Origin of the sequence: Tumebacillus algifaecis, from assembly GCF_002243515.1 — a bacterium.
GTDB classification, from domain to species: Bacteria; Bacillota; Bacilli; order Tumebacillales; family Tumebacillaceae; genus Tumebacillus_A; species Tumebacillus_A algifaecis.
On the sequence record NZ_CP022657.1, the window covers coordinates 1,265,842 to 1,289,441 of the forward strand.

22 protein-coding genes are annotated in these 23,600 nt (G+C 54.3%); 15 read left to right on the plus strand and 7 right to left on the minus strand.

Going from position 1 to position 23,600, the window contains the following annotated elements; genetic code table 11:
• Positions 1-40: 40 nt before the first annotated feature.
• The 3 genes from CIG75_RS05730 to CIG75_RS05740 all read right to left on the minus strand — a co-directional run bounded on the left by CIG75_RS05730 (position 41) and on the right by CIG75_RS05740 (position 5,106).
• On the minus strand, positions 41-2,152 hold the full coding sequence (locus CIG75_RS05730) for an S-layer homology domain-containing protein (RefSeq protein ID WP_094235798.1): 2,112 nt from the start codon (positions 2,150-2,152) through the stop codon (positions 41-43).
• Positions 2,153-2,265: 113 nt separating this feature from the next.
• Positions 2,266-3,552, minus strand: a complete 1,287-nt coding sequence (locus CIG75_RS05735; protein ID WP_172844418.1) for a helix-turn-helix domain-containing protein — start codon at positions 3,550-3,552, stop codon at positions 2,266-2,268.
• A gap of 207 nt (positions 3,553-3,759) precedes the next feature.
• A complete protein-coding gene (locus CIG75_RS05740) occupies positions 3,760-5,106 on the minus strand; it encodes a PIG-L deacetylase family protein (RefSeq protein ID WP_157729408.1) in 1,347 nt (448 codons plus the stop codon).
• A gap of 117 nt (positions 5,107-5,223) precedes the next feature.
• On the opposite strand from CIG75_RS05740, the gene CIG75_RS05745 reads away from it, so the two are divergent.
• Positions 5,224-5,508: a DUF3905 domain-containing protein gene (locus tag CIG75_RS05745; protein WP_094238349.1), complete on the plus strand. Its 285-nt coding sequence runs from the start codon at positions 5,224-5,226 to the stop codon at positions 5,506-5,508.
• 114 nt (positions 5,509-5,622) lie between these two features.
• Here CIG75_RS05745 and CIG75_RS05750 read toward each other — a convergent pair whose 3' ends face one another.
• Positions 5,623-6,651 carry a M23 family metallopeptidase gene (locus CIG75_RS05750; RefSeq protein ID WP_227874369.1) on the minus strand — a complete coding sequence of 343 codons (1,029 nt, stop codon included), beginning with the start codon at positions 6,649-6,651 and terminating at the stop codon, positions 5,623-5,625.
• A gap of 292 nt (positions 6,652-6,943) precedes the next feature.
• Between CIG75_RS05750 and CIG75_RS05755 the strand changes: the two genes are divergently transcribed.
• From CIG75_RS05755 to CIG75_RS05775, 5 genes are all read left to right on the plus strand, one after another.
• Positions 6,944-7,567, plus strand: coding sequence for a DUF47 domain-containing protein (locus tag CIG75_RS05755; protein WP_157729409.1), 624 nt, complete (start codon positions 6,944-6,946; stop codon positions 7,565-7,567).
• Positions 7,560-8,564: an inorganic phosphate transporter gene (locus CIG75_RS05760; protein WP_094235802.1), complete on the plus strand. Its 1,005-nt coding sequence runs from the start codon at positions 7,560-7,562 to the stop codon at positions 8,562-8,564. The genes CIG75_RS05755 and CIG75_RS05760 overlap by 8 nt, the downstream gene beginning before the upstream one ends.
• A 137-nt stretch (positions 8,565-8,701) precedes the next feature.
• Complete coding sequence (locus CIG75_RS05765; RefSeq protein ID WP_094235803.1) at positions 8,702-9,874, plus strand: hypothetical protein; 1,173 nt, start codon at positions 8,702-8,704, stop codon at positions 9,872-9,874.
• 117 nt (positions 9,875-9,991) lie between these two features.
• Positions 9,992-10,291 (plus strand): hypothetical protein, encoded by a 300-nt coding sequence (locus CIG75_RS05770; RefSeq protein ID WP_094235804.1) that lies wholly within the window; start codon positions 9,992-9,994, stop codon positions 10,289-10,291.
• 45 nt (positions 10,292-10,336) lie between these two features.
• Positions 10,337-10,603 (plus strand): DUF2621 family protein, encoded by a 267-nt coding sequence (locus CIG75_RS05775; protein ID WP_094235805.1) that lies wholly within the window; start codon positions 10,337-10,339, stop codon positions 10,601-10,603.
• Positions 10,604-10,657: 54 nt separating this feature from the next.
• Here the strand turns inward: CIG75_RS05775 and CIG75_RS05780 are convergent, their stop codons facing one another.
• Positions 10,658-11,284, minus strand: coding sequence for a hypothetical protein (locus tag CIG75_RS05780; protein WP_094235806.1), 627 nt, complete (start codon positions 11,282-11,284; stop codon positions 10,658-10,660).
• A 237-nt stretch (positions 11,285-11,521) separates the two neighbouring features.
• On the opposite strand from CIG75_RS05780, the gene CIG75_RS05785 reads away from it, so the two are divergent.
• Complete coding sequence (locus CIG75_RS05785; RefSeq protein WP_094235807.1) at positions 11,522-12,718, plus strand: iron-containing alcohol dehydrogenase; 1,197 nt, start codon at positions 11,522-11,524, stop codon at positions 12,716-12,718.
• A 189-nt stretch (positions 12,719-12,907) separates the two neighbouring features.
• On the opposite strand, the gene CIG75_RS05790 is transcribed toward CIG75_RS05785, so the two are convergent.
• Positions 12,908-14,119: an alanyl-tRNA editing protein gene (locus CIG75_RS05790; RefSeq protein WP_094235808.1), complete on the minus strand. Its 1,212-nt coding sequence runs from the start codon at positions 14,117-14,119 to the stop codon at positions 12,908-12,910.
• A 21-nt stretch (positions 14,120-14,140) separates the two neighbouring features.
• The gene (locus tag CIG75_RS05795) at positions 14,141-15,325 is read right to left on the minus strand and encodes an aminotransferase class I/II-fold pyridoxal phosphate-dependent enzyme (RefSeq protein WP_094235809.1); all 1,185 of its coding nucleotides are present in this window, start codon (positions 15,323-15,325) and stop codon (positions 14,141-14,143) included.
• A gap of 199 nt (positions 15,326-15,524) precedes the next feature.
• Here CIG75_RS05795 and CIG75_RS05800 point away from each other — a divergent pair, with 199 nt between their 5' ends.
• The 8 genes from CIG75_RS05800 to CIG75_RS05835 all read left to right on the plus strand — a co-directional run bounded on the left by CIG75_RS05800 (position 15,525) and on the right by CIG75_RS05835 (position 23,591).
• Positions 15,525-16,307, plus strand: coding sequence for an enoyl-CoA hydratase/isomerase family protein (locus tag CIG75_RS05800; protein ID WP_094235810.1), 783 nt, complete (start codon positions 15,525-15,527; stop codon positions 16,305-16,307).
• A 7-nt stretch (positions 16,308-16,314) separates the two neighbouring features.
• Positions 16,315-17,376: a DNA double-strand break repair nuclease NurA gene (locus CIG75_RS05805; RefSeq protein ID WP_157729410.1), complete on the plus strand. Its 1,062-nt coding sequence runs from the start codon at positions 16,315-16,317 to the stop codon at positions 17,374-17,376.
• Positions 17,377-17,378: 2 nt separating this feature from the next.
• Entirely contained in the window at positions 17,379-19,247 is a 1,869-nt protein-coding gene (locus CIG75_RS05810; protein ID WP_094235812.1) for an ATP-binding protein, read from the plus strand.
• 18 nt (positions 19,248-19,265) lie between these two features.
• Positions 19,266-19,820: a GNAT family N-acetyltransferase gene (locus CIG75_RS05815; RefSeq protein WP_094235813.1), complete on the plus strand. Its 555-nt coding sequence runs from the start codon at positions 19,266-19,268 to the stop codon at positions 19,818-19,820.
• Between the two features lie 3 nt (positions 19,821-19,823).
• Positions 19,824-20,603, plus strand: a complete 780-nt coding sequence (locus CIG75_RS05820; protein ID WP_094235814.1) for a TIGR00266 family protein — start codon at positions 19,824-19,826, stop codon at positions 20,601-20,603.
• A gap of 144 nt (positions 20,604-20,747) precedes the next feature.
• Positions 20,748-21,737, plus strand: a complete 990-nt coding sequence (locus tag CIG75_RS05825; protein WP_094235815.1) for a metallophosphoesterase family protein — start codon at positions 20,748-20,750, stop codon at positions 21,735-21,737.
• Positions 21,734-23,356: an AAA family ATPase gene (locus CIG75_RS05830; protein WP_094235816.1), complete on the plus strand. Its 1,623-nt coding sequence runs from the start codon at positions 21,734-21,736 to the stop codon at positions 23,354-23,356. The genes CIG75_RS05825 and CIG75_RS05830 overlap by 4 nt, the downstream gene beginning before the upstream one ends.
• The gene (locus tag CIG75_RS05835) at positions 23,334-23,591 is read left to right on the plus strand and encodes a hypothetical protein (RefSeq protein ID WP_094235817.1); all 258 of its coding nucleotides are present in this window, start codon (positions 23,334-23,336) and stop codon (positions 23,589-23,591) included. The genes CIG75_RS05830 and CIG75_RS05835 overlap by 23 nt, the downstream gene beginning before the upstream one ends.
• Positions 23,592-23,600 lie beyond the last annotated feature (9 nt).

The window sequence follows — 23,600 nt, forward strand, 5'->3', positions numbered from 1 at the left end:
GAATGAGAAACGTGCCGCCCCGCGATGGGACGGCACGTTTTTATTCATGGTCCAACTTGTAGAGAACGCTCACCGCTTCAGCGAGGGTGAGGTGATCTTGTGGACGGAAGCGATTGTCGTAGCCTCGCATCCAGCCCTGTTTGTCACTGAGCGCGACCGCTCCGTAAGACCAGGAAGCGATGCGGTTACGATCAGCATAGGGCAGAACGTCCTGTTGATGCGCTTTGGCATCGAGACCGGCCGCTTTGCTGATCAGGACGGCCAACTCTTCGCGCGTGATGAGATCGTCGGGGCGGAAATTCTTGTCCTTGGCAATCCAGCCGAGATGTGCGGCTGCGTTGATCGCAAAGAAGTTGGGATGATCGGTGGTCACATCCGCATACCACTCGGTCTGATCGGTGAAGGCGTTTGGTTGCAGATGACCGATCAGCAGTTCGATCAGGGTGCTGCGCTGAATGGGTGCATCGGGATGGACGTACAGCTGATCGCTTGGAAGCAGTCCTTGTTCTGCAAACCGAGTCAACGCCGCTTCCGCCCAATGGCCTGGAATATCGGCAGCGAGGCGGGCGCCATTTTTGCTCATCAGCCCGACCAGAGCACCATTTTGCGCATTGACATAGACGTACTCAGGCGTATTCTGTGCAAAGCGATAGCGCAGGCTGGGCTTGCCAATTCGCTCTCCAGCTTCGTTTTCTTCGTATCCATAATAGAGCAGAAGCGGCAGTTTCGAATAGTGAAGTTTAGCTTCTGTGGCTGTCAGAACTGGCTGTGCCGAAGAATAGGACTGCGCTTCGGAGAAGTATTGCATCACTTCGAGCACGCGCCCGGTTTCAGGGTGCAAAGTCAGTTGTAAAGAGGTGTCAGAAGCGGGCAATCCATTGACGAGATAGAGGAACTCGAACATCGTAGAATCGCGATTCGTTTGCAAGGCCAGCGCACCTGTGCGGTGCGGAAAAAGCGTTTTGGCATAGCTGACAGCCAGTTCGAGCAGGCGTTCTGACTCGATCAGGTTGAGGTCGGGCTGCTCCGTGTCGCTTGCTTCTTCCTCTTCCGATTCAGCACCAGATTCAGCGCTGGAGGCATACTGGTAATATTCGACCAATTCTGCGGTGGAGGCGTTCAAACGGATCATGTGGGTGACGATCGATTGCTCTTGCTCGCCATCTTTTGATTCGTATTTGAGGAACCACTCGCCATCCTCGTACTCCGCATATTCTGCTGGGATGTAGGTAGCGCTGGCCGGAAGCAAGTCGAGTTCGTCTACGATCGACAGCGCCTGTTCGTGGCTCAGTTCTGTTGTGAGCTGCGGTGGTGCTGTCGGGCCGCTCTTGACCAGCGGTTCGATGTTCGGAGGCACGTTGGCTGGCCAAAAGAACAGCGGTTCATTCACTAGGTCACCACTGTTGGCGTCGATGGCAAAACGATCGGTAAAGTATGGGCGGTACATCAGTTCCGGGCGGCCTTCATAATGGCTGCTGTATTCCAAGTGCATTTGGAGATTGTCGAGAAAGATCTGACGCGCTTTGTCTTCGGAGATCACACCGTCTGCACGCGGAAATTGCATGCTGGGTTCCCAACTTTTTAGATAGGAAACGACCGAACCATCCCAAGCGACCGAAACGGACAGGCCCTGATCATGAACGGGAAGGCCGTTCACCGTCCGGACAAACGTAAATTCGTATTCATAGCCCCAAGCGTAGTCTCCGTTTGCTTCAACCGTCTGCTCGAATTCGTGCGGTGCTGTAGCTTGCAAAAATTGAACGGCAGCTTGACGCGCAGCCTTGGGCGAATGGAAAGATACCTCCTCCGCAGGCTCAGGTGCCGATGCATGATAAACGATCAATTCCTCGGTCTTCGCATCGAGCGCGACGTAGATCGACTTTTCCTCCTGCATGAAGGTGAGCAACCAGACTTTCCGTGCAGGCAGATCGGAGAAGACGTCAAACTCATGCAACTCGGCCAACTCCAATTGGACATCCCGCTCGGACAGTTTCAACAGGGAGCGCGCTTTCAGGACGGCATCCGCTTCGCTCAGTTCAGCCGCTTGCTCAGCCGTTTGCGCGCTGACTGGCTGAGGTTGGAGCGGAGACGTACCGGCTAAGAGCAGGCAGGCGGCGGTGAAAACAGACAGACTCTTCAGGGGAAGGGACATCGAGGTGAACTCCTTTAAATAAAAAAATTTGGGCTGTTCTGGTTTGCAGAATCAAGCCCAATTTATCACAAAATTTTGTCGGGTGGCAATTGTTAGATTAAAAAATAATCAAGTTACAAAATGATGCCCCGCTCTTTCAAGTTTTCATTCAGCGCGTTTTTCATGTTCAACAGGCACTCATTCGCTTTGACGAAATTGTCAGCCTTCTGGTAGAGATCGGCGAGCAGGGAGTAGGTTTCTGCCAGTTCGCTGAGCAATTGGTTGTTCGAGAAGATCGCGATGGCGCGCTCCGTCGCTTGGATCGCTCGCTCTCGGTGGCCGAGCAGATCTTCGGCAACGGCGAGCGTGCGCAGGATCGGGGCTGCTTCTATCGTGGTCGCAGGCATCGTTGCCAGCGCTTTTTGACAAGTCAGTTTACATTCGTCAAGACGTTGCTCTTTCAAATATAAGCGGGCAATCTCGCCAAGTACGGAAGCCGCATCGAGCATGTAATTATGTTTTTCATACTCTTCGATGCATGCCAAAAACAGCTCGCGGGCTGTTTCGATCTGTCCTTCTTCACTTTTGAGAATGCCGTAGTTTTTCTTCACATCGATCGAAAGCTTGATATTTTTCAGCGATTCAAAGATCGCGATCGCATATTGTGAATACTCGGATGCTTTTTCATATTCTTTCATTCGTTTGTACGAAAGCCCGAGGCCGATGTAGGTAAAGCCGATCTGTTCAAAGTGGCTGCTCTTTGCCAGAAACTGATAGGCGGTTTCATAGTAGCTGAGCGCTTCTTGGAATTCCCCCAATTGATAATGAATTGTCCCCAGATTGGTCAGCACCTGCGACTGCAAGAACGGCTCCGGCTGCAACAGCAGATCGAACTGCTCAAAAGCTGTGCGCCAGTGGTAGATCGCCAGATGGTACTTCTGGCGACGCTGTTCGATCACTCCCAGTTTATTTAAAGCTTGTAGCGCCGCTGTCGGGTTCTCCTTGCTTTTGGCGATCTCCAGCACTTTGTCGAACTGTGCGACCGCCTCATCGTATCGCTCTAAATTCAAGTAGCATTCGCCAAGGTCGGACATGACTTCGACGATGTTCAAGTTGGAGGAAGGTTTTTGCAACAAGGACTCTAACAGACCGACGGCTCGTTCGAAGTTGTGGGAGGAAAGTAGCGCTTTGGCTACTTTATGGGCGCTGGTCTGCTCAAGTTGTGTTTGGATGTCGGTTAGAAAAAATTCGAGTGGCGTCTCCAATTTCTCTGCTATTGCTTCGAGCACTTTGTAAGACGGATTGGCTTTATCTGACTCGATTTGGGAGATCATGCTGGGGGTGACCAGCCCCGAACCGAGATCACTTTGCGTCAGTCCTTTCACTATGCGAAGTTCGCGAATTTTCTGCCCTAAAGACATGAAAAATACCCCCATCTGTGCTGTTTTCTAGACACATTTTACTACTTTAGGGGAGGCGAATAAAGGGCAAAGTAAACTTTATATCAATTTTTCTTATTATATAAGCAAAAAGTTTCTGAGAATAAGTAATGGTTGTGTAGGTTAGTTGTGAATGGTAATTGATGTAAAACAAATACCCAAGTTGATCATGTTTTTGACGAGAAACGCTTATAAATAAAGGCGTTGCCAAGCGGTGCGATCTACCGACTTCCCGAGGTTTACTTCCGTTTCTGTCAGCAGGCTATGATTCTTTTGGAAGGGGTAGATTGGGATTTGGAGCAGAAGTTGGTTGTGATGACTGTGCCAAGTGATACTCTGATCAATCTGACCCTTTAACTCGGGATAATTGCTAAGGCTTAATTTCTGATGTTCGAATTTAACTTCGATTTGAGACGGATCTTCCGCTTCGGCATCGGGCAGGCGCAAGCGAACGGTGAAGCGGTGTTGAGCCGTTATCGCCCGAGTTAGATCGATGCGGATTCGCAATTGCTCGGCGGTGCGAGCGAACGTCACTTTACGAATGTCAACCGCATCCTCCCCCGATTGGTCGCCCATCGGATCGACAAGTTCAACCTGTTTGCCCACATCGAGCAGCTCCGGAATTGTCGAGTCTCCGATCAAATCGTTTTTGCGGATGAAAGAGCTGAGCAGGTTTTTCATCACATCGACCTGCGAGCGGTGGGCGAAGATGGCGGAGCGCTTCTGCTCGATTTCCTCATTCTGGAGCGGTAGATGATGCCAGCGGATGCCGACATCTTGCAATCGGTCCGGTGGGCGCAACGAGCGGTACGGACGGTAGCGCCGCGGCTTGGGAAACTGGGGGTAGTGGATCAGGTAGGTCCACTCGTTTGGCTGGATGGGCAGTCCGGCCAGCGCATATTGGGTGAAGGCGGATGTCGCCCAGTGGTCGCCGTGCACGTCGTGCGGGTCAGGGTAGAGCAGGTCGGTCGGATGGAACTCGGTCAAGATGCGCCGCAAGTCATCTGTCACCGCTTGGCCGCTGTAGGGACTTCCTTTACTGTAGGAGCGTGGATACGGCACCTGTCTGTACCCGTTTAGCCCAGCATAAGGCGTCTGCCTGCTCCAATGTGTGCTCCACAGGTGTCGCAACCCGGCATCAGGATAGCCGAGAAACAAAACCTGCTGCTCCTGTAACCCGATCCGCTTGATCGCATCCAATTCCTCCGCTTGACGAACCAGCCCCAGTCGATACAGATCGGACGCTTGGGGGTGGGAGACGCGAAAGCGTTTCGCAGCAGCGCGGCGAAATCCATCGCCATTGGTCATGACGGCGATTTGCACGATACCGCCTTCTCGTAGCGTTTTTTGGATCAGAGCAACGCCCGCCAGCGACTCGTCATCAGGATGGGGGGCGATCACAAGCAGACGCTTTTGTGGGTGCGCTGGGAGCGGGGTCTGCGGTGGTGCGGCAAGTCCGGGCAGATCGAGCAGATAAAGGGAGCCCGTCAAGACGAGCAGTGGTGCCAAGCAGCGCATGATTGGCATGTTGCGCATGGGAAATCCCCCTTTCATCGCACCGAATCGAGTATTGTCAGTGTTTGAGCCTGACTGGCTTCTTATTCGGAGTAGGGAGCTTCCCTTTGGAGACACTAAGCACGGAGGTGATCCTGCATGGAGAAGGATAAGGCAATCTTGCGACGCGCCCAGGCGACCAATCGCCGCACGATCGATAATGATGCAACCAAAGCACCGTGGCGAAATACTGCGCTCGACAATTGGAGCCGTGATGTCGATCCTGCGATCATGTCCGGGGATCAATATGTCGATAACGATCATGACCTTGGCACAACGCGCCGTGAGAATCTCGAACTGCAAAATGGGACGTGGAGCCCTGTGGCGGCGCCCTTTATGCATCCGACGCACGATGCGTCGATGCGCAACGGGGAAGATGAGTAGACGATCGACCGATTAAGGTGGGGCAGCCTCTCTCTGCACGTATGGGGAGAGGCTTTTTTGCGCCCTTTTGAGCCCACAAAAAACAGCCACCAGATCGAAGGTGGCTGTTTCACATCACCGTTTCTTCTTGCGCATTTCGCGCTCCCATTTGCGCAGGTGCGGCGTCGGGTCGAACGCCCACTCGCGGGCCCCGGTATCACGGTACATCCCGTAATGCAGATGCGGAGGGAATTTGCCCGACGTGCCAGGACGACCGTATCCGCTGGCGCCGACATAGCCGATCACTTGGCCCGGCTTCACGATCGAACCGCGTTTGATCCCTTTGTCAAAACCGGCGAGGTGTGCATAGTAATGATAGATGTTGTTCAGATCGCGGATGCCGATGCGCCAGCCGCCGAAACGGTTCCAGCCGATCACCTCCACAACACCTGTGGCGGTGGACAGCACCGGGGTGCCTTGGTTGGCAAAGATGTCACAGCCTTCATGAATCCGCCGTCCACCCCAACCGCGCGGATCGCCCCATGTTGAGCGGTAGGAGTAGTTGTAGCGCTTAGGAATCGGAAACGAATTGCCATGAATATCGGTGGTGCCAGCTTCACGGAAGATGCGAGCATAGCCTGTGATTCGGTCCACGACGATGCCGTCTTGGTAATAGTCCCAGATTTTGCGACGGATCGCCTCTTCATGGGTGCCATCTGCCCCCAGCCATTTGGCCATGGCAAACAGCGCATCTTCCGGGTTGGTGCGGTCGGCCGCTTTGTCTTTGTTGCCATCCAAACCCATCCCGCCGAAAATTTTGATCGTCACCGGGTTGTTGTCTTCCTGCTTCGGATTGACCGGCCCGCTCCATTTTTCGGTCGGGACCTCAATTTGAATGGCAGATTTGTTCGGGATGTCTTTGTTTTTCTTCCAATGAATTCCCATTTCGTACTGGTTGACCGCAGCGAGGTAGTACCAGGGTACCTTCGTCACTTTTTCCACATGATGAAGCACAGGCATTTCATCTTGTAATTGGGCGGACGTTGCGAGTTCCAATGTCTGTTCAGCCGTCGGGTCTTCCTGGACAGCGCCTGCTCCCGGCACGGGGAGCAGAGCAAGCGACAGTAGCAATCCTGCGAACAATCGGGTTCGCTTTCTGATCATGGGATGCTCACCTCGAATGTGGGAGTTCATGCACAGTTTTTATGGTCGCAGGTAGTGTTTCCAAGAATGCAGGCAGGCATCACAGGGAACTCTTTCCGTAGAGGCTTTTCGTTTTCGTCGAAATGGTGACCTAAATGTTAAGATTGTGTAAAAGTCTCGTTTTTCGTTCGTTCTTGTCTTGTCAAACGTCTGGGACAGGATGATAATGAGAAAGGTTTTACGAAGGCGTTACATTCTCTCTATCAAATTTGCGAAAACTAACTTGACCTTTTTACAAGGAGGCATCTTCGTTATGTTGCGTTTTGGACCGAAAAACGATGTTTTTTTCGACCTGCTGGAACAGGAAGCGAACAACTTGTACAGCGGCGCGAAGGCATTTCTCGAGCTGATGGAAAATTACACCGATGTGGAAAAGAAATTTGATGCCATTCAAGAAATCGAGCACAAAGGCGATGCGATCACCCGTCAAATCATGGAAAAGTTAAACTCTTCCTTCATCACGCCGATAGAGCGCGATGACATTTCGGCATTGGCCTTTACGATCGACGAAGTGCTCGACATCATCACCGGTGTAGCAGACCGCTGCGTGCTCTATCGAATCGGTTCGGTAACGCCCGAAATGCTCGCGCTCTCCAAAGCGATGGAAGGTGCAACCTCCGTACTCGTCAAGCTGATTCACGCGTTGCGTGAACTAAAATATGAGCGGATTAAAGAACTGACCAAGCGCATGAAACAATGGGAGTTGGAGTCTGACCAGATCTACCGCCGCGCGGTGGCGAAACTGCTCAACGATGAACAGGTGAACCCGATCCACGTGATCAAATGGAAAGAGATCTACGAGAAGTTGGAAGACGGTGTGGATTTCTGTGAAGACGTGTCCAATTTGGTAGAAGGAGTCGTCTTGAAAAATGCTTGACGGCAGCCTGTTACTGATCATTACCGTTGTGATTCTGGCTTTGGCGTTCGATTATATCAACGGGTTTCACGATACGGCAAACGCCATCGCCACCTCGATCTCGACCAGAGCGTTGACTCCGCGCATGGCGATCGTGCTCGCTGCATCGATGAACTTGATTGGTGCCCTGACCTTTACCGGGGTGGCGAAGACGATCGGGAAAGGGATTGCTGACCCGTTTGTGCTCAACAACGGGATGTGGATCGTCGTGGCCGCGATGTTGTCGGCGATCATCTGGAACTTGGCGACGTGGTGGTTTGCGATTCCGTCTTCTTCCTCTCACGCCTTGATCGGATCGCTTGTCGGCGCGGTCATCGCAGCAGCCGGATTCTCGGCCGTCAATGTAGACGGATTTCTGCAGATCATCAAGTCGCTGATCTTCTCCCCGATTATCGCATTGGTGCTCGGTTTTCTGATCATGCTGTCGATGCTTTGGCTGTTCCGCAATTTTGCTCCGGCGAAAATGACGCGCAATTTCCGCACGTTCCAAATTTTCTCGGCAGCCTTCCAAGCGTTTATGCACGGCACCAACGATGCACAAAAAGCGATGGGCGTCATCACGTTTGCGCTGATCGCAGGTGATTTCCAAACGACTAACGACATTCCGCTGTGGGTCAAAATTGCGGCGGCGCTGGCGATGGCAGCAGGTACCGCTTCCGGCGGTTGGCGGATCATCCGCACGGTGGGACGCGGAATTATCAAGATTCAGCCGGTCAACGGTTTCGCGGCCGATTTCACCTCTTCGATCGTCATCTTGGTCGCCACTTTGTTCAAATTGCCCGTTTCGACAACACACGTCATCTCCTCTGCGATCATGGGGGTCGGTGCTGCGAAAGGCTTTAACAAAGTGAAATGGGACGTGGCGGGCAAAATCGTCATGACCTGGATCATCACCTTGCCGATCACAGCGGTGTTGTCAGCTCTGACCTATTGGTTTTTAAGCCTGTTTTTCTTCTAAGCCTTGCAAGCACCTCGGTAATTTCCGGGGTGCTTTTTCTGTTCGATTTATGAATATGACGATTCGCCTTGTACATACTGAGTGATGGAAGCATCGCATGGTACATATTTGGAGCATCAGACATGGAGGGTGATAACATGTATACGAATCAACCGCAAGGCGGTCAGCAAGGCTTTTCCCAAGGCTATAGCAATCAAGGTTTTGGTGGGATGCAGCAAGGAGTGAACCAAGCTCATCTGAATCAAATCCATCAAAACTCGCTCTTTTCTGGCAACTCTCAGTTGGAAAATGCACATGTACAGCGCATTCAGCAAGCGACCATCTCCGGTGAAGAAGCCAATCCGCTGCGTGGTGCGATGGGGATGCACGCGGGCGGCTACGGGGGTCAGCAATATGCCTACCCAAGCGCAAGCAACCAAGCGTTTTCCAATCAAAGCTATCAAAGCTATGGCAATCCGTCATATGGCGGTATGCAGCAATCGGTAAGCCCAGCACAGCTTGAGCGCATCCAGCAAAACTCAATCTTTGGCGGACAATCGCAGATGAGCAACGCGTACCCGCAAGACCTGCAACGCGTCCAGCAAGCGTCATTCTTCAACGGACGGGCTGCACAAAGCGAAGCGGGCTATGGCGGGCCATCTGGCATGCAGCAATCGTACAACCAAAGTGGCTATAGCGAGCAAGGGTACGGGTTGCAACAAGGGGTGAGCCCAGCGCAATTGAATCAAATCCACCAAAATTCGATCTACGGTGGTCAATCGCAGAGCAGTTTCCCGCAAGAGTTGCAGCGCATTCAGCAGGCATCGCTTTCCCAAGGACGCTCGCAAGGGGAACTGCAAAGCTATGGCGGCGCATATGGCGCACAGCAGATGTACAACCAAGGCTATAGCAACCAAAGCGCGTATGGCGGGATGCAGGGCGTGAACCAAGCGCAACTCGAGCGCATTCATCAAAACTCGCTCTATCAGGGCGGCGAGTCGCAAATGAGCAGTTTCCCGCAAGAAACACATCGCATCCATCAAAACTCCCTGTTTAACGGACGCTCGCAAGGCGGCTATGGTGGGGCGAACATGATGAATCAAGGGTTCGCAAGCCAAGGTATGATGAGCCAGCCCAATCAAGGCCAGGTGAACCAAGGTGCATTCCGACAAGTGATGCAGGCAGATGCGGGCATCTATGAGCAAGAAGGTCCGAGCAGCTATCCGTCTACGATGTATCGTGGCAACCAATATGATAATGTGAACCAATCGGTGATGAACCAGATGTCGAACTTGCACGGCATGGGCGGTGCATACGGTCGCCAGTTCTAAGCGATGTGACAGCCACAAAGACCAGAGGACGATCCTCTGGTCTTTTTTTGATGTAGGCCTCTTTCTTGACGCTGGCTGATCGGCAGGAGTACGATGAAAGAGAGAGGGGGAAGCGAGATGAACGAAACACTTGTGCACGTGGAGGGAATCTTGGTAAGCGACCCGCTGTCCTACCAGAGCGTCGAAGAAGCGGGCGAAGTCTATCTGGCCAAAATCGATCTTCGCACACCGCTATCGGTGGGCGAAGTTGAACTGACGGAGCTATTTCTCAATCTGGGGCCGAATTCCCGCGGTTTGACAAACGGTGATCGGGTGTCGGTGACAGGTGTTGTGGCCTTGCGCAACCTGATTACTCGCTCGGGAAAAATTCGCCGTGGCGGCGTATATCAACTTCTTGTGCAGGATGTAAGGTGGTAATTTGTGTTACACTAGGAGGGAATCAATTAGTAGGAGGAATTCCTTTTGAATTACACAGACCAGTCGAAACAATTGCTCGATGAACTTTTGAGCCCGATTCCGTTTTTTGCTCGCCCGATGGCAAAGAAGATGATCGAGAAACAAATCTTTGCGGAAGCGCAGCAAGCAGGCCATGAAACGGTTACCGAAGAGGACGTTTTGCGCGGCTACATCATCGCGGGTGCGAAAAAAGAAGCGGACCGCGACCGCATCAAAAAGTTTTTGACCGAAAAAGGGTACGATCTTTCGAAATATGAGGATCTGCTGGCGTAGGCGGGCAGACAGCAAAAGAGCACCAGTCCATGTGGACAGGTGCTCTTTTTTCGTTTACCGCGTGTCGATCTCCCAGTACGGTGTTCCGTTGGTCGAGTAGCCGCGCACTTGGACGAAGCGCGTGTCGAACGCTTTGCGCACCGCGATGAAACCGCGCTTGTGCGAAACATCGATGCGCTCTCGATGACCGTCGCGGTAGTTGATTTCCACCGTTTCGATAAACGGATTGTGGACGCGCCCGGCCAAGACACCATAAGGAGCGTTGATCCCGTTGTTCGGAGGAATGGCGCGCACGACGATCAAATCTTGACTGGGATCGGTGACGGCGAGCGGCCAGCGCGCCTGATGCACGACGATCGAGCCGTCAGCTTGGCGTCCGGCAAAGGCCAGTCCGTCATTGCGTGGCAGGGAGTAGAGTACGTAGGTCCCGGCTGCCGAGTTTTTCGTTTCCAAGATGCGAAATTGATTTTTCGTGTCGGCCGGCAAGTTCAACTGCTGAAACAGTTTTTCTTGGAACGCTTTGTAATCGCTTTTTCTAAGCGATGTGGTTGCAGCAGTGTCTACCTGTTGAATACCGGCCCGTCCGCTCTGAGACGCATCACTTTTTCCGCAACCGGAAAGCAGGGCGGATGCGGCAAAGAGAGCTGAGCACGTGAAGAGTGCCATCCGTGAAACTGCCATCGAACTTCCTCCTTCTGGAACAGTAGCCAAACCTTTATCGCTAGTGTGTCCAAGCGGAGGAAAACCACTCTTTTTCGCTGACGGTTCGCAGTGGAGTTTGTCAAGCGTTATGGAGGTAGGGACGGAGCGATTTATCGGGGTCTTCGTAAAACGATTACTGCACGTTATAGCGTAGTGATCGGAATAGCTGGCCTGCTTTGTTTGTATGATATACTTAATAGGACAGGAGGAGATTCTATGCTGAACTTTCAGTTGAGTATGCCGACGCGCATCCTTTTCGGGCGCGGCGAAGTCGAAAAAGCTGGAGCGGAAGCGGCCAAAATGGCAGGCAAAGTGCTGTTGGTCACCGGGCGCACGGCGACGCGCAAGACGGGCGTCTTGCAGCGAGTGATCAATTCGCTGGAAACGGCGGGCGTGGAAGTGGTGGTTTTTGATAAAATCGAGCCCAACCCGCGCACGCACACCGTTGATGAAGGCGGCCGGATCGCTCGTGAGGAAGGGTGCGAGCTGATCATCGGACTGGGTGGCGGTTCGCCGATGGACGCGGCCAAAGCGATCGCGGCTGTGGCGCTGAGCGGCCATCCGAGCCATGAATACATAGCGGGCAACCAGACAGGTCGTTGGCGTGAACTGCTTCCCGTCCAAGAGGCGTTGCCGATCATGACGATCCCGACGCTTGCGGCGACCGGGTCGGAAGCGAACAACGGCGGCGTGTTGACGCATGAAGAGACGAAGGAAAAGGGTGGATTTTCCGGCCCTGCGTTGTTCCCAAAAGTGACGATCATCGATCCGGAGTTGACCTTTACCGTCTCTCCTGAATACACGGCGGACGGTGCGGTCGATATGTTTACCCACCTGTACGAAGCCTATCTGACTGGTGCGGATGACGCGTTGGTGCAGGATCACCTGACCGAAGGGCTGATTCGCGCCGCTGTGGAAAACGGTCCGATTGCCGTACAAGAGCCGACCCATTATGAGGCGCGCGCCGCCTTGATGTGGGCTTCGACGCTGGCGCTGATCGGCCTGACAGGGGCAGGGCGCGGCGGTTCGTTCCCCATGCATCAGATGGAGCATACGCTGTCGGCTTTTTATGATATTTCGCATGGGCGCGGTCTGGCGATTTTGGCACCGGCCTACTTTAAACGCGTGGCTGTCGATCGACCGGATCGCCTGGCGCGCATGGGGCGAAACTGCTTTGGCGTGACGGAGCTGGATGACAAGGTTGCAGCAGAAAAGACGATCGACGCGGTGATCGCTTGGTTTAAGTCGATGAACGTCTATCTGAAGCTCAGCGACCTTGGTATCGAACGTGAGATGCTGGCGACGATGGCCGAAGAGTCGGTGCGCGTCGGCGGTCGCGGGCAAGCGTTTATCCCTGCTACCCGTGAGCTCGATGTCAAAGAAGTGCTGGCGATTTACGAAGAAAGTTTCTAAACCAACGACTTAGAGCCGCTCGTTTATCGGGCGGCTTTTTTGTTGTATCGTCCTAGATGTGCGTGATTCGTCAAGGGGCTGATGTAAACGACCGAAGGGCCGAAGGGGGACTGGGTGGCAGTTCACAGGAGGGTCGGTGGTCAGGCGGTCTAATAAAAAATCCGATGCCTGTGCGGCACCGGATTTTTCTTATACCAAGGTCAATTTTGCTTGGAGCAGTTCCAACGCGTGTTGCAACACGTCTGCGGTCGCCACGTTCGCTGAACCACCGCCTTGTGCGGTGTCAGGGTTGCCGCCGCCTTTGCCTTCGATGAGGGGCAGCGTTTCTTTGAGCAGTTCGTTCATCTTCACAGGTACTTGGGCACCGCGGGCGAAGACGAGCTGCGTCTTGTCACCAGAGGTGACGAGGAGCGCGATGGCGTTCGGCTCTTGGGCTGTGATGTGCTGACCGAGCTTTTGCAGTTCGGGAATCGTGCGGCCATCAAGCGTCAGCGCTACGATCTTCAGCGTGTCTTGAACAATCGCATGTTGCAACGCTTCCTGCGCTTCTGTCGTGAGCAGTTTGTCCTTGCTCTCTTGCAACTGTTTGTCCAGTTCCTTTTTCTCCTGCAACAGTCGTTCGACGTTGCTAGGCAGGTCCGCTTCGGATGAAGTCAGCTGGCGGGAGAGATTTTTCAAGATCAACTGCTTGTCGGTCATCGCTTGCAGGGTGCGCCAGCCACAGACCAGTTCGAGGCGAGTGTTGCCTTTATATTTGCTCCAGGACAGCACTTTGATCGGGCCGACTTCGCCCGTGTGTGCGAAGTGCGTGCCGCCGCAGGGCGAGTAGTCGAAGTCTTGTACCGACACGATGCGCACGTTTTCGGTCACGGTCGGCGGTTTGCGAAGCGGCATTGCGGCCAGCTCTTCGGCTGTGACAAAGCGTGCTTCGATCGGGCGGTTTTCGAAGATGATGCGGTTGGCAACCGCTTCGGCTTGCTCGACCATCTCTTGCGTCAGCTCAGCTACGGTCAGATCGATCGTCGTCACTTCGCGGCCCAGGTGGAAGCCGACCGTCTCGGCTGCGAACAGGTCTTCAAACGCGGCCGACAGGATGTGCTGTCCGGTGTGCTGTTGCATCAGGTCGCGACGGCGCGACCAGTCCAGTTCGGCCGAGATGACATTTCCATCGGGAAGCGGTGCGGCGAGGCGATGCAGGATGCGGTCGTCCACTTCCTCAACATCGACTACCGCCACACCGTTGATGGTGCCGAGGTCACACGGTTGGCCGCCGCCGACCGGATAAAAAGCGGTCTGGTCGAGCACGACATACGGTGTGCCATTTTCTTCGACGCCGTGTTCGACGACAGCGGCGGTGAAGGATTTCAAATACGCGTCTTCATAATACAGCTTGCGAGACATGACGGGCCTCCTTTAAACGAATCAGGCTAGCGGTTTTGAGTTCAGAATACCAGATTCTGCAATCCGGCGCACCGTTTCGCGCAGGCGATCGGCCGGCTGCACCATCGCGATGCGCACATAGCCGTGACCGTACTGGCCAAACGCTTCGCCCGGAATGACGACCACGCCCGCCTCTTCGACCAAGCGCAGGGCAAATTCTTTGGACGGCATGTCAAACGGGAGTTTGGCCCAGATGAACATGGTGGCTTTGGGGCGCTCGATCTGCCAACCGAGTGCGCTCAGCCCGTCGATGAGGATGTCGCGGCGCTCTTGGTAGACGGCCGACATCTCACGGGTGTACGATTGGTCGCCGCGCAATGCGGCAGTGGCTGCGTGTTGCACCGAGCCGAACACGCCATAGTCGATGTTCGACTTCAGGCGGGACAGCGCTTCGACCGCTTCGGAGTTGCCGGCGATAAACCCGATGCGACAACCTGCCATCGAGTAGCTCTTGGACAGCGAATGGAACTCGACCGCTACGTCTTTCGCACCTGGGATCTCCAGAATCGACATCGGGCGGTAATCGTCAAAAGTCAGTTCGGAGTAGGCGAGGTCATGGACGAGCACGATCTCATTTTCTCGGCAGAAGTCGATCGCTTTTTTGTAAAAAGCGGCGTCGGCCACGGCTGGCACCGGGTTGCCCGGATAGTTTAAGATCATCATTTTCGCGCGTTTGACGACGTCTTTATCGAGCGCATCGAAGTCGGGCAAAAATTTGTTTTCAGCCAACAGCGGAAGCGGTGCCACTTCGGCTGAAGCGAGATGGATGCCCGATGCGAAGACCGGGTAGGAAGGGTCGGGCACCAGCGCAACATCGCCTGGATCAAGCAGGGCCAGCGGTAGATGAGCAAGGCCGTCTTGGGAGCCCATCAGGGTCAGGACTTCCTTTACCGGGTCGAGTTGGACGCCGTTGAAGCGCTGTTCAAACCATTCAACAAACGCTTGACGCAACGTCGGAAAGCCTTGTTGATGCGCATAGCCGTAGACATTGCCTTGCATGACAGACTCTTTTAATGCATCCATCACATGAGCTGGCGGCGGCAGGTCGGGTGAACCGATCCCAAGGTCGATGATGTCGCGCCCTTGTGCCATCAAGCGGTGTTTATGGTTGGCCATCTCTGTAAAGATGGAGGATGTAAGGTGTTCAAGTTTTTTTGCTCGGATCACGATAGTTCCCCCTGCATTTGTTGTTTCGATACGGGTCTCATTTTATGGTAGGATGAGAGAAAGACAAGCTGTCATCGCTAAGCGTACCCTACCGTGTGAAGCAAGTAAATACAGACTGTCGTTTTTCTGGCGGATAACGTGTAGATCCCACTTTTGAAGTGAACCATTTTATATTTTAACATAAAGGAGTATATCGGCAATGAACGATGCAGTTCGTTTTGAAATAGATCGCGATTATCATCTGGCCATTCTGACCATCGATCGACCGCAGGCGAGCAATGCGGTGAACACGGAAGTGATGGAAGGATTGGCGGCCAATTTAGAACTTGCGAAACAAGATCCTAACGTGCGGGCGGTGATCTTGACCGGATCGGGCAACCGCGTATTTGTGGCGGGCGGTGATCTGAAAGAATTTCATGCGGAGTTGAAGTCGACCGAACAGGTGTATTCGAAAATGTCGCAGATGCGCAACGTGCTGGAGACGTTGGCGCGCTTTCCCAAGCCTGTGATCGCCGCTGTGAACGGAGCGGCGCGCGGCGGTGGCGGTGAGGTGGCAGCGGCGTGCCATTTTCGTGTGGCGGCGGAGACGGCGAGCATCGGTTTTGTTCAGGTGACGCTCGGCATCTCGCCCGGCTGGGGCGGCGGTGCTTTGTTGACCCGCATCGTGGGCCGTCAAAAGGCGCTTCGCCTGCTGTTGAGCGGAGAAGTATTGGCGGCGCGGGCGGCGGAAGAAATCGGTCTGGTGGACCGCGTCGTTCCAGCTGCCGAGTTGCTGGTGGCGGCAAAAGAGTTTGCCGCAGCGTTTACCGCACAGCATCCGCAGGCGGTGCAAAGCTTGCTGAAGCTGATCGACGAAGGGGAGAGCCTGCCATTGGAAGAGGCGATGGAACGAGAGAGCAAACTCGTCGCACAGCTGTGGGGCTCACCTGCCCATGAGCAGGCGGTGGAGGCGTTTTTGTCCCGCAAAGGGCGGAAGGAGTGAACGGTCGATGAGCGGGTTGTTCACTCTCGCCAAGGAGTTGCAGGGGTTGAATGTGACGCTCCAAGAGAAGAGAAATGAGCGGGCAGATCAAAGCGCGGTACGGGCAGCGCTGGAGACGAACGTCGGTGAGTTTGTGCGGGCCAAGCGGCTGTCTGAGCAGCAGATTCGCGAACTGTTCCAAGGCCGCTCGCTGGTCGGCGTAGACGGTTCGATCCATCAGTTTGGCAGTGCCTATCCCTATACGATTCATCTGTACAAAGCGCTGGCTAAATCGACAATTCCCAGCCGCGACGGGTCGAGTTCGGTGGAGCAGGTGAGCATGTTCTCGCCGCTGCAGGCGGATGATCATGCGGCGGTGCGGCAGTTTGTGCAGGAGCGCAGAGCAGAGCTGCGCGTCGAGCCGCAGGAAGATCGCCTGACCGAGCGCGATCTCGCCGAGCAGCAGGCCTATCAGATCTTGGCCGATCAAAAGCTCGTAGAGCTGGAATTGCAAGTTGCGATCGATGCGATCGATCGCTTTCGCCCGTTTTTGATGCTGATGGACGGCGGCTTTTCACGTTTGAAAGGCAAAGGCGGTGAACGCTGGGAACAATTTGAGGAAAAAGTGACCGATTCGGACACGATCGTCGTCGGGGTGATCGAAGAGGTCGGTTCCTATCGCTTGAAATCACGGCTCGACGATGTGGACGAGCGTTTGCTGAACGGCTATATCAGAGGGCATGACCGAGAAGTGATGTTCAACTTGTTGGAAGAGGGCGAGTGGCTGAAAACGAGCTTGGAGCGTCCGATCAAGAACGAATTTTACACCGTGTTTCACCGACTGTCCGATCAACCGCAGGCTGGAGCTTGCGATTTTTTGCGCGAACAGGCGCAGCGGGTCGATGAGGTGATCGACTTTTTGTACACGATCACGCCGCGCAAATCGAGGGGCATTCCGCTGTGGCTCGATCTTGTCGATGCCGAGGCGAGGCTGACGAAAAAGCAGGTCGAAATGATCGTGCGCACCAATCTGGATCAGGAGATTGTCGAGTCGTTTTTGCGGCCGCAACGGGAACGGAGGGACTTTTGAGGATGATGCAAATCGTCGGGCAAACAACGCAGTTGGAAGCATGGGTCGCTTCGCGGACGCGGAAGTTTTCGATCAATGAGATCTTGATCATCGAGGATCGGGAACAGGGCCAACCAAAGGCGGAAGTGGTAGAGACGATGACGTTCAACCGCTACATTCCGCTCGCCTCTGAGCAGAACAATTTTGTGGACGAAGGTGTGCTCAGCGGGCTGCGTCAAGTTGGTTATGACATTGAAGATGAAGAGATCAACCTGGCCAAATTGCGCTTGATCGAGGAGTTGGCCATCCCGATTCGCGTCGGGGCTTTGGTGCGGGTGCCGCTCTTTTCAGAAGTGGAAGCGTTGCTGGTCAGACGTCGGCCTGCACAAGGGTTGACGCTTGGCGTGATTCAAGGGACTGCTGAAATTGCGCAGGAAATGCCAGCAGACCTACAGGGCGTAGCGCCGCTGTTCGACAAGGAGAACGGGGTGCGCGAACAGGTTGGGGTGCCGTTCGTCTTCGATTATCGCTCGATGGATCAGTATCCGCATATCGGAATTTTTGGCGGATCGGGTTCAGGGAAGTCGTTTGGGACGCGCGTTTTGTTGGAAGAGATCATGATGAAACAAGTCCCGGCGGTGGTGTTCGATCCCCACTTCGAATTGACGTTCGATCAGGAGTTTCCCGGACTGCCAGACTCATTTAGACAGTCGTTCAAAAAGCGATTCGTCGTGCTCGATGCAGGTGTGGACATCGGCATTGAGTTTTCGGAACTGCAAGGCGATGACATCGTGTCGTTGCTACGTGCTTCCTCAGGCTCGATCACAGATGCGATGGAAACGGCGATCAAGGCGGTTCATAAAAACCGGGATAGCTATCTCTCCTATTCGACCCGCCTCTCCAATCTGGCCGAAGCGCTGGACAATGAAGCGGACATCCGCAAGCAGCACGGGGAGATGGAGTACCTCAACCCGGATGAAAAAGAGCGCGTGCAGACGCTGTACACCTTGCTGAAGACCTACAAGGACAAAGTGGGCGGTTTTGCTGGCACGTTGCGTTCGGTCATGCGCCGGATGCACCGCTTGGAAATGGAAGGCGTCTTTACCTCGGCGGGGACGAAGAAGGTCGAAGAGGCATTTCTCAAACGCCAGCTTGTCGTCATTCGCGGGTCGATGTACTTTTTGAACGTGTTTGCCTTTTACGTGGTCCGCAAATTGTATCGCAAGCGCCGCGAGTATCGCGATTCGATTCAAAAGGGCAGACCGGTCGAGGAAAAATTCCCGCCTTTTATCATCATCACCGACGAAGCGCACAATTTCGCGCCGAAAGGGGATGTGCCCGCCCCCGCAAAAGGCGTGCTGAAAGAGATCGCGCAAGAGGGTCGGAAATACGGGGTGTTCCTCGTGTTTGCAACACAGCGTCCGGCGCTTTTGGACGATACGATCACAGCACAGCTCTCGACCAAGATGGTGTTTCGAACCGTGCGTTCTGTCGATATTGCGGTGATCAAAGAAGAGACGGACATCACGCCAGAAGAAGCGTCACGACTGCCCTATCTGCCGTCTGGCACCGCCTTTATTTCCTCGGCAATTACGGGTCGTACCAATGCGGTGCGGATTCGAGTCTCGAAGACCACATCGCCGCACTTTAAGAATCCGTTTGAAGAGTTGGAGGAAGCATTTGCTGAGCAGGATGCGAAGATTTGGGAAGCGATCGAACCGATCCTCCCGATCGACGCGTTCAACCTTAACGCCTACCTCACCGATATTTCGCGCAAGGCGGGGCGGACGCTCGGACATGACGAACTGGCGCATGCGTTGGAGGAGTTGTGCGAGCAAGGGAAAGTGGTGCAGGAGAACACGCCGTTTGGATCACGCTATCGGAAGGCATAACAAAGGGAGGTAGGACCGATGAAAGGACAGCGCGTACAGCTTCGCGCGATACGACGCGAAGATACGGAACACATCTTGCGGTTGGAGCAGGAATTTGAATCTCGTCTGTTGCAACGACCTGGGGTGCCATACCCGGTGGTGGAGCAGGATGTGGAGAAGTTTGTCAGCGAAATCAGTTCACAGAACGACCGTTACACATTCGGCATCGAAACGCTGGACGACCAAGTTTTTATTGGGACTTGTTCGATTTTTCGTGTAGAATTAGGACATGGAAACTGTTGGGTAAGCATCATGATCGGTGGACCGGAGCATCGGGGCAAAGGGTATGGAACGGAGGCGATGGAGTTGTTGATCGACTTCATCTTCCGCTATATCAATGTCCATAAGATTAAACTTGGCGTGTTTTCTTTTAATGAACAGGCCATCCGCTCTTATGAGAAAAATGGCTTTCAAGTTGAAGGACGGATGCGTGAGGAACTGTTCCGAGAAGGTAAGTATCATGACATGATCTACATGGGACTCTTGCGCCGCGAGTATGAGGCGATAAAAGAGCGAAAAAAGAGGGGAGTCTGACAAATGGCAGCACATGAGATTGATTACAAAGTGTTTGGCGATGATATGCAATTTGTGGAGATCGAGCTTGATCCGCACGAAAGCGTAGTCGCAGAGGCAGGCAGTTTGATGATGATGGAAGATGCGATTCAGATGGAGACGATCTTTGGCGACGGTTCCCAAAGCAGCGGTGGACTGATGGGCAAACTGTTCGGTGCCGGTAAGCGACTGCTCACCGGAGAAAGCTTGTTCATGACCGTTTTCACCAACGTCGGACATGGAAAAAAGCACGTCTCCTTCGCAGCTCCCTATCCGGGTAAGATCATCCCGATGGACTTAGCTCGCCTCGGAGGCAAAGTGATCTGTCAAAAAGACGCATTTCTTTGCGCAGCAAAAGGCGTATCGGTCGGCATCGACTTTCAGCGCAAACTGGGCACCGGCTTCTTCGGCGGTGAAGGTTTCATCATGCAGAAGCTGGAAGGTGATGGCCTCGCCTTCGTCCACGCAGGCGGAACGATCTATGAACGCCAATTGCAACCGGGCGAAGTGCTGAAGATCGACACGGGATGTCTTGTGGCGATGACGCGCGACGTCAATTATGACATCCAGTTTGTCGGTGGGGTGAAAACGGCGCTGTTCGGCGGCGAAGGTCTCTTTTTTGCAACGCTGAAGGGACCGGGTAAAGTGTGGATTCAATCGTTGCCGTTCTCTCGCCTCGCCTCTCGCGTGTTTGCAGCAGCAGGCAACGGGAAGAAAGACGAAGGAAGCGTGCTTGGCGGATTGGCCAACATCTTTGAAAAATAAGTGGTTAAGCGACAGGAGCGCCTTCCTTGGGGGAGGCGCTTTTTGGTATGCCACTATTTTCTGGTTCCGAACAGGCAGGAACGATCGGCTAGGCGTCGAAATCATAAGTTAACATAATGCCATAGAGGAAGGGTGCCGACCCCTGTGAAATTGTTATATTTGACCGATACGCACATCCGGGCGAGTTCACCACAGAACCGCACGGACGATTTTGTAGAGACGTTGAAAAATAAGTTTCGCGAAGTGAACGAAATCGTCAGGCGCGAGCAGGTGGACGCCATTCTGCACGGGGGCGATTTTTTTGACATTCCAAGCCCGTCGCTTGCAGTCTGTGCCGATTTTATCGCCTTGATGCGCGGTGCAGGCGTGCCGATCTACGGCATCGCCGGCAATCATGATGTGTTCGGGCATAATCCCGATACGTTGCCGCGCACCATGCTCGGCTTTATGGATCGCATTGGGCTCGTGCAACTGATTCATCCGGGCGAGCCGTTGATCCTTGAGCAGAATGGCTTGAAGGTACAGGTGACCGGACAGCATTACCATTATGATTTAGACCGCCGCGATCCACGGCTCGATTATGTGATTGACGAAGTGAACGCAGATATCGGGATTCACCTCGTCCACGGCATGTTGATGGACCGCGCATTTATTGAAGGTGTGGCGCACACCCGCGTCGATCAGATTCTGGGTACGAAAGCTGATCTCACCCTCTGCGGCCACAACCATATGGGGTGGCAGGAAGTGCGGCATGAGGGCAAGATTTTCTACAACCCAGGTGGATTTGTCCGCCTGTCCAATCATCCGGCCGATGCGGGGCGCACGCCGCAGGTGTTGATTTTAGATATGACGAGCGGCGAATTGGTGATCAAAAAGGTCAAGCTGACGACCGCACCGCCTGGTGACGAATGCCTGGACCGCACGAAAAATGAGGAGGCGGCGTTCACACAGCAGCGTCTCGCCGATTTTGTGCAAGGGATCAAAGCGGCCGGGGAGTACAAAGTGATCGACATCGGTGCGATCATCGATGAGATCGCTTCCCGTGATGGCTTGCAGCCAGAGGTGCGGGAAGAGGCGATGAAGCGGATCGCCTCCGCGCAGGAACGCTTATCGACTGGGGAGAGTGCCTCATGAACCTGAAGACGATTCGCAACGTACGCATCGAAAACTTTCAATCGCACGAACTGACCGAAATGTCATTTGACGACGGGTTGAACGTGATCGTCGGCGCGTCTGACAACGGCAAATCGGCAGTGATTCGCGCACTACGCTGGCTGCTTTACAATGAACCGCGCGGCTCCGATTTCATGCGCGTGGGTGCCACACAGTGCCGGGTCACCGTCGAGTTGGCCGACGGGGCGCGCGTGACGCGTGAACGCACACCCTCGAAAAACCGCTACATCGTTGTGCAGGCAAGCGGCGAGGAGCAGATATACGAAGGATTTGGCAACAGCGTACCACTGGAAGTGAGTGAATTGACCGGGGTGCGCAAAGTGCCGTTCGATGAGGACCATGAAACGGCGTTGCACCTTGGGACGCAGCTCGAACCCCCTTTTTTACTGTCCGAACCGGGCTCGATCAAAGCGAAAGCGATCGGGCGCTTAAACGGTGTCCACATCATCGACGCGGCCAGTCGCGATACGAATCGTGACCTGACGCGGGCCAATTCGGATGAACGCGGGTACCGCGAGCAGTTGGCTGAGGTGCAGGAAGAGTTGGAGCAGTTCTCCGACCTGCCCTATTTGGAGAACATCCTGTTGCTGGTGGAAGAGAAGCAGGCTGCGTTAAAAGAACGCTCCGCCCGCTTGGAGCGACTGAACGTGTTGGTGAAAAAATACCAGACCGTGCAGCGCGATCTCGGGGTCGCCGAGCAGGTGCTTATGCAAACGGCAGACCTCGACCGCGCTGAACTCCAGGCTGAGCGGGCGATCACCCTGCAAAGCAAGGCGATTCGTCTGCACCAAGCCCGCAACAGGCGAGATAGCGTGACAGAAGGTATCGCTCGCACCGAACATGTTTTGCACAAAACGGCGGGGCTTGCTACTGCCGAAATGGGGCTCACGCGCAGTGAAACGTTGCTCGCCCGTTGCCAGCGGCTGAGCAAGCTGGCCGAGTCCAACGCGCAGCTCAGCCACTTGCGAGGGCGTGTCGAGGCTGTGTTGCAGAAGACGGAAGGCCTGCAAGGGGCAGAACGCAGCGTTGGCCGTCTCGAAGCGGCAAAAGGCCGCCTGAACAATTTGCAGGCGTTGCGAGCCAAACGATTCGATACGGTGCAACTGCTTGCCAAGTTGGAACGCGTGCTGCAACGTACTGCAGACACGCCGCAGCTTGGCGAGCGCCTCGAGCTTTTGGAACACAAGCGAGTCCAGGCGCTGAAGCTCCGCGATCTCGTCTTGAAAAAAGCGGATCTGTCGCACAAACTCGGCTCCTTGCAGCAGATGCTCACCGCCCTCGCTGACACGGAGCGGGCCGAGTGGGCGTTGCAACAACTGATGATGCTGACAGAACGGCAAAAAATGCTGGCCAAAATCAATGCCGACCTCTTCGATCTCGGCGACCGCTTGAACAAGGCGGACGTGTATCTGAACACGAACGCGCTGGAGATCACCGAGAAGTTGGAAGCGTACAGTCAGGCTTTGAAACAATCGGGGTCGTGTCCGGTCTGCTTTGCGCCGATCGATGAACATACGACCGAACGACTGCTAGATGAATTTAAAGGAGGGCTCCCAGATGAGCACAGCCATCGATCATAAATTGTCCACATTGAAAGACGGTCTCGCCAAAGCGAAAGACATGCGCTACAAAGCTGAGTTGCGCAAAGATGCACTGTTGAAACAGCAAGAAGAAATCCTTGAGCAGATCCGCGCCGAACAGGTCGATCCGGAGATGTTGGAGCAGGAGATCGACAAGCTGGAGCGCGAAATCGCGCAGTTGGCAGATGAAGTGGAATCGTTGATTCCTTGGGATTTGATCAAGGGACAGGCATAGGTGATCGGA